Below are 13377 nucleotides of genomic sequence, written 5' to 3'. Positions count from 1 at the left end.
CTCCAGTGCGGAGGCCAACCTCGCCAAGTCCATCAGCCTCTTCGCAGCCATGCCTGCCGTGGTTGCCTACGACCAGCGACGCCGGCGCGGCGAGGAGCTCGTGGAACCGCGGGATGACCTGGGCTATTCGGCCAATTTCCTGTGGATGACCTTTGGGGAGGAAGCAGCGCCGGAGGTTGTTGACGCCTTCAACGTCTCGATGATCCTTTACGCGGAGCACTCCTTCAACGCTTCCACCTTCACCGCCCGGGTCATCACCTCCACACTGGCAGATCTGCACTCCGCGGTCGCCGGAGCCATCGGTGCGCTCAAGGGCCCGTTGCACGGCGGCGCCAATGAGGCAGTCATGCACACGTTCGAGGAGATCACCGCGGCCAGCACGGAGGAAGCCGAAGCTGCCGCCTACGCCGCGGCGTGGCTGGATGAGGCGCTGACCGAGAAGAAGAAGATCATGGGTTTCGGCCACCGGGTCTACAAGAACGGCGATTCACGGGTTCCGACCATGAAGGCAGCCCTGGACACCATGATCAAGCACTACGACCGCCCGGACCTCGGCGAGCTCTACACGGCGCTGGAAACTGCCATGGCTGAGCGGAAGAACATCCTGCCGAACCTGGACTACCCGGCCGGCCCTGCCTACCACCTGATGGGCTTTGACACCCCAACGTTCACGCCCTTGTTCGTCGCCGCGCGGATCACCGGGTGGACCGCGCACATCATGGAACAGCTGGAAGCCAACTCTCTGATCCGCCCGTTGAGTGAGTACAACGGCCCGGACGAGCGCCACCTGGCCTAAAGCACTTTCCACACGCGAATGCCCGCTGCAGGATCCTCCTGCAGCGGGCATTCGCGTGTGTCTAGGGAGTTTTGTGCCCCGGGTCTGCCGGGGCCGTTTCGGGGGAACCTACCCGGGAAAAGATCCTGCCGGAGACGTCCTGCTGCGCCAGACGGCGCAGGGCCAGCAGGACAGGTTCAATCAGCACAGTGCCCAGCACCACGTACCGCAGTGCCTCCGCCGGCGAATCCAGCGGCACTGACTGGACTTCGCGGGCAGCAACGCCGTGCATCGCTGCCGCGTAGGTTCTCAGCAGCTCTGGAGTCATCGCAAAACCGGCATCCTCCAGGCCGGTGAGGGCCCGTTCAAGCCGGAACCGGGCTTCGTGGTCTGCTGGATCGACCTCCCAGCCCAGCTCAGCCAGCACGGCATCGGCGCGCGGGTGCGATTCCTGATCCGGCTGCGCTGACCCCAGTGCATGGTGGGTTGCTCCGAGGAAGTCATGGGCGGATGCAGGCGGGTCATCAAGCTGCGCCAGTACGGCTGCGGCCTTGGCAACGGACAGGCCGCCCGGACCCAGCAGGGCACGAACCAGCCGGAGCCGGGCGGCGTGGGTCTCCGAGTAATCCGCCTGCCGGGGCGCTGTGGGGCGTCCTTCGGGCAGCAGTCCCGCCCGGATGTAGTACTTGATGGTCGCCACGGGAACGTCCGTGGCTGCTGAAAGTTCTGAGATTCGCATCCGTACCCCCTTGTGCTGGATAGTCTAACTCTCTAGCTTGGATAGCAGCACTATCCAATACCTAGGAGGGGCCGTCATGGCTCAAATTCTCAGCCACCGCTCAACCCACCGGCACACCGGCCCGCTGGTGGTGTTCCTCATTGGCATGCGGATCAACCGCCCCTGGCGCCCGGACCTCTGGTTGCCGGCCTTTGCCGCCATGCCGCGGATGCTGAGGGAACTATCGTCGGACCCCGGCTCCGGCCTGCTGGGTTACCGATTGACCTTCGGAGCCGGCGGCCCCCTGGTGGTGCAGTACTGGAAGAGCACCGAAGAGCTCTACGCGTACGCCAGCCAGCCGGACGCAGAACACCGGCCGGCCTGGGCAGCCTTTAACCGCCGGGCCCGAAAGGCCCCGGGAGCGGTCGGGATCTGGCATGAGACCTTTCCGGTGGACCGGGCCGAATCACTGTACGTCGGGATGCCGGTGTCAGGCCTGGCCAAGGCGACCGCCAACCAGCCTGCGCCAGACGGCAGCCGGGCAGCGGACCGGCTGGCCGCGGCGAGGAATTAGCCGCCCACGGCGCGCGCGTCCGGCAAGGGCACCTCAGGGCGAGGAGAACACCACGCTGGCCACGCACTCGTTGTCGGGTGCCAGCGTGATGACGGCAGCGAAGTAGTCGCCGTCGAGCACCCTCGGCAGCCAATGTGCGGAGTCCTCCCACATCTGCGGGTAGGGAACCGAGTCCGCCGCGTACCAGGCAGGGTCGATTTCCGACGACGGTGCGGGCTCCCCCAGCCAGTTCCAGCTGCGGTAGACGACGGTGGACATATCCCATTCGGGCCTCGCAGGAAAGACGAACTCGATAGTCCCGGCAGGTTCAAGATCCGCTTCCGCCACCGTGACCCCGGATTCCTCGAAGACCTCCCGGACGGCGGCCTGTTCGGGGGTCTCCCCCGGCTCTACGTGCCCGCCGAGAGTAACAATACGGCCGACGCCGAAGCCGGTCTTTTTCAGGCCCAGCAGCACTTCCTGCACCCCGTCGCGGGATTCACGCATGAGGAAACACAGCACCACCTCAGTGGCGCGCGTCGCCCGCGCTGCCGGGTTCACAGCGCCCGCGGATGGGCCGCGGCATAAACCTCACGCAGCGTGTCAGCGGTGACCAGCGTGTATACCTGGGTGGTGGTAACGGAGGCATGTCCGAGCAGCTCCTGGACTACGCGTACGTCGGCGCCGCCTTCAAGCAGGTGCGTGGCGAAAGAATGCCTCAGGGTGTGCGGGGAAACGTCCCTGTTGATCTTCGCCCTTTCGGCGGCCGTCTTCAGGATCGTCCACGCGCTCTGCCTGCTGAGCCGTCCGCCCCGCGCGTTGAGGAACAGGGCTGGGGTGCCTTTGCCTTTGGCCGCTGCTCCGGGCCGGCCCCGCACCAGGTACTCATCCAGCGCCCGCGCAGCATAGGAGCCCAGCGGCACGAGGCGCTCCTTGGATCCTTTGCCAAAAAGCCGAACGACGTCGGGCCCGTTGGCCGGGATGCGTTCAAGGGAGAGGTCATCGATGTCCAGCCCCACGGCCTCGCTGATGCGCGCACCGGTTGAGTACAGGAACTCGAGCAGTGCCCGGTCGCGCAGGCCGGTGGGGGTATCGAGTGGAATGGCTTCCAGGATCCGGGTTACCTCGTCCACGCTGATGGCCTTGGGCAGGCGTTTACCCGGCAGGGGGGGATGCACGTCTGCTGCAGGATCCTGCTCCGTCAGCCCTTCCAGCGCCCAGAACTTGTGCAGGCCGCGCACAGCGACGATGGTCCGGGCAGCAGAGCGCACGCTCAGGGCGGAGGCGCCGTCCGACCCTTCTGCGATGGACCGGGCAAACGCGGTGACATCGTGCCGGGTGATGTCAGTTACGGCGGTCCGCCCGTTGGCGGTGAGGAAGCGTGCGTAACGCAGAAGGTCGCGGCGGTAGGCGTCCACTGTATTGCGCGCCAGCCCCCGCTCCACAGCCATGTGCTGCAGATAGGCCCCGATGGCACGGCCGACGGCGGTGGAGCGCAGCTCCTCTTCCGCGGACCGGGAACTGCGCGCGGCCGGTGCGGATGCTTTCGACGATTCAGCCTGCGCGTGGGCCGAGAGTTCTGCGCGGTCAAGGATAAGGGTGGGGTTCAGCTGGGCGGAAAGGTCCAGCTCAATGGTGTCATTGTGCCGGGCAACGGCGGGAGCGCCGTCCGTTCCGGCGCTGGATGGGGGAACGTTTGACGGCATTGGTTCCCCTAGCGGACGGAACCGTTGGGCCAGGCGTGATGCTCTGAGTGGTGCTCCGGCCACGGTGCGTCCCCCGGACGCAGGCCGGCGTAGCCCGTGCTGCGCGCCGCAGCAGCCGCAAGCACTGCCGCTGCGGCCGAGGGGCTGTGCACCCGTCCCTCGAGGACGGCCTTAACGGCGTCGTCGAGGTCCACCCACAGCATTTTGATTTCGGCTTCCTCATGGAAGCGTTCGTGCCGGTCTGCCTCAGGAACCTCGTGCAGGCCCCGGGCAAGGTAGATGCGCAGCTCTTCCCTCGAGGAACCGGGGGAAAGGAACAGATCGGTCAGGACATTCCAGTCCTCAGCGACCAGGTCCGCTTCCTCAGCCAGCTCACGGACGGCGGCGGTGAGGTAGTCCTCGCCTTCGACGTCCAGGAGACCGGCCGGGATTTCCCACAGCGTCATGCGTACCGGATGCCGGTACTGGTTGATGAGCAGGATCTGGCCCTGTTCATTCATGGCCAGGATGGCCACGGCACCGGGGTGCCGGATGAAGTCGCGGACCAGGGGCTCGCCGTCGTCAGTCAGGGTGAACTTTTCACTCACCACGTCCCAAATGGGACCGCTGTAGGCTACGGATGATTCCAGCAGCCGTCGCGGACTCTGTTCGTCGGCGAACCCCCGGTCCTCGCTCATTGCCTTACGCCTCCGCGCCCTGGTGGGCCAGGGCAGCCTTGATCAGGCCGGCGAACAGCGGGTGAGGGCGGGTGGGCCGCGAGCTCAGTTCCGGGTGCGCCTGGGTGGAAACGTAGTACGGGTGAACGTCCTCGGGGAGTTCAACGAACTCAACGAGCTGGCCGTCCGGGGACGTACCGGAGAAGACCAGGCCGGCTTCGGCGATCTGCGCGCGGTAGGCGTTGTTGACTTCGTAGCGGTGGCGGTGGCGTTCGGCGACGGCGGTCTTGCCGTACGTCTTGGCCACAACCGAACCTTCGTCCAGCTTGGCGTCCCAGAGACCCAGGCGCATGGTGCCGCCCATGTCGCCCTGGCCTGCCACGATGTCCTTCTGCTCGGCCATGGTCGCGATAACCGGGTACTTGGTGTCCGGTTCGAATTCGCTCGACGAGGCGCCTTTGAGGCCAACCACGTTGCGGGCGTACTCGATGACCATGCTCTGCAGTCCAAGGCACAGGCCCAGGGTCGGCATCTTGTTCTCGCGGGCAAACTTCAGCGCACCGAGCTTGCCTTCAAGTCCGCGGATGCCGAACCCGCCGGGAACGCAGATCGCGTCCACGCCGTCCAGTGCCTTGCGGGCACCTTCTTCGGTAGCGCAGTCGTCGGAGGGGACCCAGCGGATCTTGACCTTGGTGTTGTTGGCGAAACCACCGGCACGCAGGGCCTCGGTCACGGAGAGGTAGGCGTCCGGCAGGTCGATGTATTTGCCGACCAGGGCCACCTCGAGGTGATGCTTGGGATTGTGGACGGCCTCAAGCAGGCGGTCCCACTTGGTCCAGTCGACATCCTTGAACTTCAATCCCAGGTGCTGGACGATGTACGCGTCCAGGTTCTGGGAGTGCAGGGTCTTGGGGATGTCGTAGATGCTCGGAGCGTCCGGGCAGCCAATGACGGCATCAACATCGACGTCGCACATGCGGCCAATCTTGTCCCGCATGGAGTCCGGCACGGGGCGGTCGGAGCGGATCACAATGGCGTCCGGCTGGATGCCGATGGAGCGCAGGGCTGCCACCGAGTGCTGGGTCGGCTTGGTCTTCAGTTCCTGGGACGGACCGATGTACGGAACCAGCGAAACGTGCAGGAAGAAGACGTTGTTACGGCCAACGTCCTGGCGGACCTGGCGGGCCGCCTCAAGGAACGGCTGGGACTCGATGTCGCCGACCGTGCCGCCGATTTCCGTGATGATGACATCCGGGGACTTCTTCGCCTCGGAGGGCAGGCGCATCCGGCGCTTGATCTCGTCGGTGATGTGCGGGATGACCTGAACGGTGTCACCGAGGTATTCGCCGCGGCGCTCCTTGGCAATCACGGTGGAGTACACCTGGCCGGTGGTCACGTTGGCGGACCCGTCGAGGCTCTCATCGAGGAAGCGCTCGTAGTGTCCGATGTCAAGGTCGGTCTCGGCGCCGTCATCGGTCACGAAGACTTCGCCGTGCTGGAAGGGATTCATTGTGCCCGGATCCACATTCAAGTAGGGATCGAGCTTCTGCATGGTCACCGAGAGGCCGCGTGCCCGAAGCAGGTGACCGAGGCTGGAAGCCGTCAGACCCTTACCGAGGGAAGAAGCCACACCGCCGGTGACGAAGATGTGTTTGGTCGTAGAAGACGACTTGGGAAACCTGGAATTTGATCGCTGCACCACGGAATTCGAGCCTATCACCTTTTGTTGGTTGGGGTATTACTCACCGGGGACGGCCGCCGTCGCCAGCAGTTCCTCGGCGTGGGCACGGGCCGACTCCGAGTCCTCATGGCCCGCGAGCATCCGGGCCAGTTCCCTGATCCGGGCCTCGCGGTCCAGCACGACGACGTCGCTGGCAGTTACGCCGGTCCCGTCGCCTGCGGAGGAAGAGGTTTTAATCACGCGGATATGGTGGCCCGCGAAGGCCGCCACCTGGGGCAGGTGGGTGACAACAATCACCTGGACGTGCCGGGCGAGCATCGCCAGCCGGCGGCCGATTTCGATTGCCGCCTTGCCGCCGACTCCGGCATCCACTTCGTCAAAGACGAAGGTGGGTACGGGGTCAACTTCGGCAAGCACCACTTCGATCGCGAGCATGACCCGCGAAAGCTCACCGCCGGAGGCTCCCTTGCCCAGCGGGCGGGGAGGAGCTCCTGGATGCGGTGCGAGCAGGAATTCGACGGCGTCGGCGCCGTACGGGCCCAGCTCGCCGGTGGGCTCCACGGTGATGACCAGCTTGGCGTCCGGCATTGCCAGCGCCGTAAGTTCCGCGCTCACACGTTGTCCGAGCTCCGCTGCGGCGTCAGTACGGAGCTTGGTCAGGCCTGCTGCCTCGTCACGGAGCCTGGCCTCAAGCTCGGCCAGTTCGGCTTCCAGGGATTCGATGCGGTTGCCGTCGTCTCCCAGATCGGCCAGGCGTGCCCGGCTGGTCTCGGCCCATTCCAGCACCTCGTCGATGCTAGGCGCGTATTTCCGCACCAGGGTCGCCAGCTCCGCTCGCCGGGCTTCCACCTCGGCGAGCCGGCCGGGGCCGTCGGAGTCCAGTGAGGCGCTGTAGCTGGAGAGTTCAGCGGCGATGTCCGCCAGGATGTAGCCCACCTCGGCCAGCCTGCCCGCTGCGGCAGCCAGTGCCGGGTCATGTTCACCGGCCAGCTCCAGCTGGCGCTTGGCGGCGTCGACCAGCGAGGTGGCGTCAGATCCGTCGGAGAAGTCCCCGGCGACCAGCGCCGAGTGCGCCCCAACCGACGCGGTCCGCAGTTCTTCGATGTTGCCCAGGCGCATGGCCTCGGTCTTCAGGTTCTCGTCCTCGGCCGGTTCAGGGGCGACGGCGTCGATCTCCTCCAGGGAGGCTGCAAGGTATTCGGCCTCCCGCAGGCGTTCCCGGGCCGTCTGGCGCAGCTCAGTCAGCTCCGCTGCCGCAGCCCGCCACCGGTCATAGCCCTGCCGGTAAGCGGTCATGGCACCGGACAGGGACTCCCCGGCGTACTTGTCCAGGGCTTCGCGCTGAGCGGCGGTGCTCTTGAGCCGCAGCTGGTCTGTCTGTCCGTGGACGGCCACCAGGTGACTGCCCACCTCGGCCAGCACACCCACCGGTGCGGATCGTCCGCCCAGGTGTGCGCGGCTGCGGCCGTCGGCGTTGACGGTGCGGGCCACCAGGAGCTCAGTGCCGCCGTCGTACTCTTCCAGCTCCGCCCCGGCGTCCGCAGCGCGCGCGGCGGCGGGGCTGTCCGGCGAGAGCCGCACAACGGCTTCAGCCAGCGCAGACTTGGCGCCCGTGCGAACCGCTCCGGCGTCGGAGCGGGCGCCCAGGAGCAGCCCGAGGGCAGTGATGACCATGGTCTTGCCTGCGCCGGTCTCGCCGGTGACCACGGTGAAACCGGAACCCAGCGTCAGCGTCGCATCAGTAATGACGCCCAGGTCCCGGATGCGGATTTCTTCGATCACGGGAGCACTCCTCCGCTCTCGGCTGTATCGGCAGGATGGTTTGCGGGCCCGCGCCAGCCCTGGGTGGGCAGCTGGAACTTGCGGACCAGCCGCTCGGAGAACGGCGTCTGGTGGGTTCGGGCGAGCCGGACGGGCACCGTGGACCGGGTCACTTCCACCCGGGATCCCGGGGGCAGGTCGAGGCTGCGCCTGCCGTCGCACCAGAGCAGTCCGTTGGCGGCATTCCGGGTCAGGATCTCCACGGCCAGGATTGAATCCGGGGCCACCACCAGGGGCCTGGAGAACACGGCATGGGCACTGATCGGAGTAATCAGCAGCGCCTCCACCTCAGGCCAGACCACCGGTCCCCCGGCGGAGAAGGCGTACGCGGTGGAGCCGGTGGGGGTGGCCATCACCACGCCGTCGCAGCCGAAGGATGATATTGGGCGTCCGTCCACTTCCATGACCACCTCGAGCATGCGCTGGCGGTCGGCCTTCTCCACGGCAGCTTCGTTCAGTGCCCAGGTGTGGGCGAGCAGGGTGCTGTCCAGCCAGACCTTCACATCGATGGTGAGGCGTTCTTCCACCGTGTAGGCGCGGTCCACGACCCAGCCCACGGTCTTTTCCAGGTCTTCGCGTTCGCTTTCGGCCAGGAAACCGACGTGCCCCAGATTCACTCCGAGCAGCGGGACTTCGGTGTCACGCACCAGTTCCGCAGCGCGGAGGATTGTGCCGTCGCCGCCCAAAACCATTCCCAGGTCAACATCGCTGAGCTGGACGTCTTCGCCCAGGATCTCGGTGGGGACGGTGAGCTGTCCGTATTCGGCCTGGATGTCCTCAAGGTCCTTGCGCCGCATCACCGGCACCAGGCCGGCGGCGTGCAGCTGGGTGCAGACTTCCTGGGCCGCAGCCATGGCGGCCTTCCGGCCGGTGTGCGCGAGCACCAGTATCCGTCTGCTCATCTTGTCCAGTCCTGTTCTGCCCCGTTACGGAGCAAGTGTGTTGCCGTCCCGCCAGTCTTCTACGCCCTGCGGCGCCTCCGCAAACGCGGCCGGTCCACCAAAGACCCCATTGACCAGTACGGATGCCGCTGCCGCCCGCTCTGCAGCGTTGCGGGGAGTCCCCTCAGGCACCGTCATCCACATAAAGAATTCCACATTCCCGTTCTGCCCGGGCAAAGGACTGCGGGCGATTCCGCTAATTTCCAGACCTGCCTCCAGCGCCGAGCCGGCCACCCGCTCCACGGCGAGGCGGTGGCGTGCCGGATCGGTGACCACGCCGGTTCGGTTCAACAGCTCCCTGCCCACCTCGAACTGGGGTTTCGCCATGAGCAGCAGGCTGCCTCCCGGCCGGGTGGCAGCCGCCAGCGGCGCTATGACCATGGTCAGGGAGATGAAGCTCAGGTCGGCAACGGTGAGGTCCACGGTGCCGCCAATGTCCAACGGCGTGAAGTAGCGGACGTTCATGCCTTCGAAGACCCGGACTCGGGGATCAGCGCGCAGTGAGTCCACCAGCTGGCCGTGCCCTACGTCCACCGCCGCGACTTCGGCGGCACCGGCGCGCAGCAGCACATCGGTAAAGCCTCCGGTCGAGGCCCCGGCGTCCAGGCAGCGCATGCCCGTGGGATCGATGTCGGGGAATGCGGCCAGCGCGCCCGCGAGTTTGTGCCCTGCACGGCTGACGTAGTCGGGTCCGCCGTCGTCGGCAACGCTAAGCGGCTCATCCGGCTGGATGGATGCCGACGCTTTGGTGAGCACGGTCTGACCCCGCTGTACGCGGCCAGCCGCGATGAGCTTGGCAGCATGGGTGCGCGAACGTGCCAGACCGCGGGCCACCAGTTCCTGGTCGAGCCGCGCCATCCTAGGCAGACCCCCGTCCAGGATGCGGTGCCCGTGCGGACGCCGGTCCGGACATGGACCCCACGCCCGGAGGAGGGCCCGCGGCCAGCCCCGTTTCCTCGTTGAGGGCAGCGAGCAGGCCATCATGCAGTCCCGTGTAGAGGGCTGCATGTTCGCCAACAGGGGCTTCCGCGACGGCCGACAGTCCGGACAGCACCGCGTCAACGGCCCGGTCCCCGGTCAGCTCCGGATTCGGGGTACCCCCATGGGTCTCTGCACTTTCTTCCACGGGCACAGCCTAGCGTCCGGCACTGACAGTCCAGCGGACCTGCGGGTTCGTCGCCTGCGCAGCCTGCGGATGTTCTTCCCACCAGGCTGCGCACGCAGCACGCCACCCGTCCAGGTCCCCTTCGGGCGCCTCGACGAGCACCTCTCCCCCGGCGACCCGTGCTGTGGCTGTACCGCAGCGGAATCCACCTTCGACGGATTCAACAGGCGGATACGGCTCGTAGAGGGCAGCCAGCGATGGGATCAGGAAGTCAGGGCGTTCCTGTGTCCGAGCGGCCAGCGCGGAAGCAGGGCTGTCCACGCCGGTGAGTACCAGGGCAGTCAAGTAGCCGGCGTTGGTGCCGCCCAGGATGTCGGTGTCCAGCCGGTCACCGACGACCAGCGGGCGGTTCACGCCCAAGTGGCGTGCCGCCGTCGTAAACAGCGGGGCTTCCGGCTTGCCGGCTACCACAGGACGCTGCTTGGTGGCGGCTGCCACGGCAGCGACCAGCGTGCCGTTGCCCGGGGCGATGCCGCGTGCCTGCGGGATGGACAGGTCCGTGTTCGTGGCGACCCAGACCGCTCCAGCGGCAACGGCAAAGGCTGCCTCGGCAAGGTCTTTCCAGCCGAGCGCCGGATCGAAGCCCTGAATCACCGCTGCCGGGCGATCCTCTGCCGAGGTGACGGGCACCAGGCCCTGGGCACGCACCTGTTCCGTCAGCGTTGCACTTCCGGTGACCAGCACCGTACTGCCGGCCGGCACCAGGCCGGCCAGCAGCTCCGCCCCGGCCTGCGCGGAGCCGAAAACGTTCTCCGCAGTAGCCGGTGCCCCAAGTTCACGCAGGTGCTCAGCGACCGTGGCCGAGGAACGCGAGGCATTATTGGTGATGTATGCCAGCTTTACGCCGGCAGCCTCCAGTCCCTGCAGCGCCTCCGGCGCCCCGGGAATGGCATGTGGACCAGCGTAAACAACTCCGTCCAGGTCCGCGAAGACCGCATCGAACCTGCCCAGCAGCGGCTCAGTCATTGCTGTCCGCACTCTGGCGGGCGTCGTCGTCCTCGCTGTCGGAATCGGTTTCTTCGGCTTCCTCAACTCCCAGGAGGGATTCCCGTTCATCGCTGGGGAGGGCATCTTCGTCTTCGGCGTCAACGTCGGCAGGGTCCGCTTCGGTTTCGGCACGCTCGGCGTAGTTGCCGGAGCGGTCGTCGGCCGTCTCTGTACCGTCGTGGCCTGCGTTATCACTGTCGCGGCGGAAGCGGGGCTTGCCTGCCGGTTCATCGTCCTCTCCGAGGTCCATGATTTCCGGCTCGGCGAACTCGCCAATTCCCAGCACGCTTTCGGCCAGCAGTGCCTGGCGGCGCCACGGCTCTGCCTCGTTGCCGCGGCCGGCCAGCTCAAGGGCGTCGGCGTAGGCGCGGAAGAGCCGCGGGCTGTAGGAGAACGCACGGTTCTTGTCCAGCTGCGGAATCTCGAGTGCGCTGACCGCGGCGTCGTACTGCTCCATGTCCATGCGGGCACCGGAGGCAACAATCGCAACGTCCACCTTGCCTGCGTTGTCCAGCTCGGCCGCTTCGTCGGAACGGACCAGGTCCAGTGCCCGGTCCGGGCGGCCCAGACCGCGTTCGCAGTCCGCCATCATGGCCAGGTATTCGTTGGATCCACTGATTCGGCGGTGGGTGCGGAATTCGCGGAGGGCATCACCGAACTCTCCGGCAGCGTAGGCGGTCAGCGCCACTGCTTCGCGCACTGCTGCAAGGCGGCCGCCGCGGCGGCTGGCTGCGAGGGCGTGCTGGAAGGCAAGCTCGGGATCGGTATCGATCAGGCGCCCGGCCATGACCAGGTGCTTCGAAACCCACTCACCGTTGACCTCTTCGAGGTTGCGCAGCTGCGCACGGGTGACCTTGTCCAGCTCCTGGCCCGTGACATCGTCATCGATTTCCGGAGAGCGTTCGCGGCCGGCACGGTTGGCGCTGCGCAGGTCGCGGGCATTGTGCTTACGCTCGGTGACAGGTGCTTCTTCGGTGCTGTGGCGCTGCGGACGGTCGGAGCTCCGCTGCGGACGGTCGGAGTCCTTGCGGAATGGCTTACGCTCACCGTCACGGGCGGGACGGTCGCCGAAGGGCTTCCGGTCGCGGGAGTCCTTGTTGAACGGCTTACGCTCACCACGGTCAGCATTGAAGGAACGACGTTCCCCATCACGGGCAGGACGGTCGCCAAACGGTTTACGATCCCCACGCTCACTGTTGAACGGCTTACGATCCCCGTCACGGGCAGGACGATCACCAAAGGGCTTCCGGTCGCGGGAGTCCTTGTTGAACGGCTTACGCTCGCCACGGTCAGCATTGAAGGAACGACGCTCACCGTCACGGGCAGGACGATCACCAAACGGTTTACGCTCATCACGGCCGGCAAAAGGCTTACGATCCCCACGATCACTGTTGAACGGCTTACGCTCACCACGATCATTGTTGAACGGCTTACGCTCACCACGGTCAGCATTGAAGGAACGACGCTCACCGTCACGGGCAGGACGATCACCAAACGGTTTACGCTCATCACGGCCGGCAAAAGGCTTACGATCCCCACGCTCACTGTTAAACGGCTTACGCTCACCATCACGAGCCGGACGATCACCCCACGGCTTACGATCCCCACGCTCACTGTTAAACGGCTTACGCTCACCATCACGAGCCGGACGATCACCCCACGGCTTACGATCCCCACGCTCATTGTTGAACGGCTTCCGCTCACCATCACGAGCCGGACGATCACCCCACGGCTTACGATCCCCACGCTCATTGTTGAACGGCTTCCGCTCACCATCACGGCCAGCAAACGGCTTACGAGCGCCGCCCTCCTTGTTGAAGGGCTTCCGCTCACCATCACGAGCGGGACGACCGGCGGAAGACTGCCTGTCGTTGTAGGACTTGCGCTGCGGGGGCTTGCGATCGTTCGCGCGGGGCCGTCCCTGGCTGTCGCGATCTTCCCGGTTGTTCTGCTCGGACATGCTGAGTTCCTCTCGTCGTGAGCCGACCAACGGAATTTAACTGCAGTCGCTCGTCACTATGTATGTGTAGGTAATTGGCAGGACCTTGCCTGCGAAAGTCATGGGGACCGCACGGGGTCCTTATCAATTCTAAGGCAGAGAGCGGCCTCCCCGATCCGCGGAGCTCACTCTGGCCGGGTAAGCGTCGTGAACCTCACCACTTCCAGGGCGGTATTCCCTGAAGGAGTGCCCACGTGTGCTGACTCTATGCCTGTCGAGGTTCCCAGCCGCCGTAACGGGTGTTCCCCGGTGTGGTCCCGTGTCACAGGCGGTGGGAAGGCCCGGCCCGGGCTGGACCAGCCCTAAGGGGTGTTAAACGGGGAAGGGCCCGCACATGTGTGCGGGCCCGGTGGTGGGGGTGGTGTTAAAGCAGTT

At 66.1% G+C, this 13377-nt stretch carries 14 protein-coding genes; 3 read left to right on the top strand and 11 right to left on the bottom strand.

Annotation, left to right across the window (positions count from 1 at the left end; translation table 11 throughout):
- A partial coding sequence (locus tag ABFX29_RS10355) for a citrate/2-methylcitrate synthase (protein WP_346038488.1) occupies positions 1-796 on the top strand: 796 nt, incomplete at its 5' end.
- A 61-nt stretch (positions 797-857) separates the two neighbouring features.
- Here the strand turns inward: ABFX29_RS10355 and ABFX29_RS10350 are convergent.
- Positions 858-1514: a MerR family transcriptional regulator gene (locus ABFX29_RS10350; protein ID WP_152229221.1), complete on the bottom strand. Its 657-nt coding sequence runs from the start codon at positions 1512-1514 to the stop codon at positions 858-860.
- Between the two features lie 76 nt (positions 1515-1590).
- On the opposite strand from ABFX29_RS10350, the gene ABFX29_RS10345 reads away from it, so the two are divergent.
- On the top strand, positions 1591-2067 hold the full coding sequence (locus tag ABFX29_RS10345) for a DUF4188 domain-containing protein (protein ID WP_152229222.1): 477 nt from the start codon (positions 1591-1593) through the stop codon (positions 2065-2067).
- 33 nt (positions 2068-2100) lie between these two features.
- Here ABFX29_RS10345 and ABFX29_RS10340 read toward each other — a convergent pair whose 3' ends face one another.
- From ABFX29_RS10340 to ABFX29_RS10295, 10 genes are read right to left on the bottom strand one after another with little or no spacing between them, the layout of a single operon-like run.
- The gene (locus ABFX29_RS10340; protein WP_338079154.1) at positions 2101-2568 is read right to left on the bottom strand and encodes an 8-oxo-dGTP diphosphatase; all 468 of its coding nucleotides are present in this window, start codon (positions 2566-2568) and stop codon (positions 2101-2103) included.
- Positions 2569-2603: 35 nt separating this feature from the next.
- A complete protein-coding gene (gene xerD, locus ABFX29_RS10335) occupies positions 2604-3752 on the bottom strand; it encodes a site-specific tyrosine recombinase XerD (RefSeq protein WP_152229224.1) in 1149 nt (382 codons plus the stop codon).
- An 8-nt stretch (positions 3753-3760) separates the two neighbouring features.
- The gene (locus tag ABFX29_RS10330; RefSeq protein ID WP_152229225.1) at positions 3761-4429 is read right to left on the bottom strand and encodes an NUDIX domain-containing protein; all 669 of its coding nucleotides are present in this window, start codon (positions 4427-4429) and stop codon (positions 3761-3763) included.
- A gap of 4 nt (positions 4430-4433) precedes the next feature.
- Entirely contained in the window at positions 4434-6128 is a 1695-nt protein-coding gene (pyrG, locus tag ABFX29_RS10325; RefSeq protein ID WP_152229226.1) for a CTP synthase, read from the bottom strand.
- 18 nt (positions 6129-6146) lie between these two features.
- Positions 6147-7871, bottom strand: coding sequence for a DNA repair protein RecN (gene recN, locus ABFX29_RS10320; RefSeq protein ID WP_152229227.1), 1725 nt, complete (start codon positions 7869-7871; stop codon positions 6147-6149).
- On the bottom strand, positions 7868-8812 hold the full coding sequence (locus ABFX29_RS10315) for an NAD kinase (RefSeq protein WP_152229228.1): 945 nt from the start codon (positions 8810-8812) through the stop codon (positions 7868-7870). The genes recN and ABFX29_RS10315 overlap by 4 nt, the downstream gene beginning before the upstream one ends.
- Positions 8813-8836: 24 nt before the next feature.
- A complete protein-coding gene (locus ABFX29_RS10310) occupies positions 8837-9709 on the bottom strand; it encodes a TlyA family RNA methyltransferase (protein WP_152229229.1) in 873 nt (290 codons plus the stop codon).
- A 1-nt stretch (position 9710) separates the two neighbouring features.
- On the bottom strand, positions 9711-9977 hold the full coding sequence (locus tag ABFX29_RS10305) for a hypothetical protein (RefSeq protein WP_152229230.1): 267 nt from the start codon (positions 9975-9977) through the stop codon (positions 9711-9713).
- A 9-nt stretch (positions 9978-9986) separates the two neighbouring features.
- Positions 9987-10982: an HAD-IIA family hydrolase gene (locus ABFX29_RS10300; protein ID WP_152229231.1), complete on the bottom strand. Its 996-nt coding sequence runs from the start codon at positions 10980-10982 to the stop codon at positions 9987-9989.
- Complete coding sequence (locus ABFX29_RS10295) at positions 10975-11790, bottom strand: tetratricopeptide repeat protein (RefSeq protein WP_152229232.1); 816 nt, start codon at positions 11788-11790, stop codon at positions 10975-10977. Before ABFX29_RS10295 ends, ABFX29_RS10300 begins: the two co-directional genes overlap by 8 nt.
- 6 nt (positions 11791-11796) lie before the next feature.
- Between ABFX29_RS10295 and ABFX29_RS10290 the strand changes: the two genes are divergently transcribed.
- Complete coding sequence (locus ABFX29_RS10290; protein ID WP_152229233.1) at positions 11797-12984, top strand: hypothetical protein; 1188 nt, start codon at positions 11797-11799, stop codon at positions 12982-12984.
- Positions 12985-13377 lie beyond the last annotated feature (393 nt).

It is taken from the genome of Arthrobacter gandavensis (assembly GCF_039528575.1).
GTDB lineage: Bacteria > Actinomycetota > Actinomycetes > Actinomycetales > Micrococcaceae > Arthrobacter_B > Arthrobacter_B citreus_B.
The sequence above is the reverse complement of the archived record's forward strand: the minus strand, read 5'-3'. Positions and strand labels throughout refer to the sequence as shown.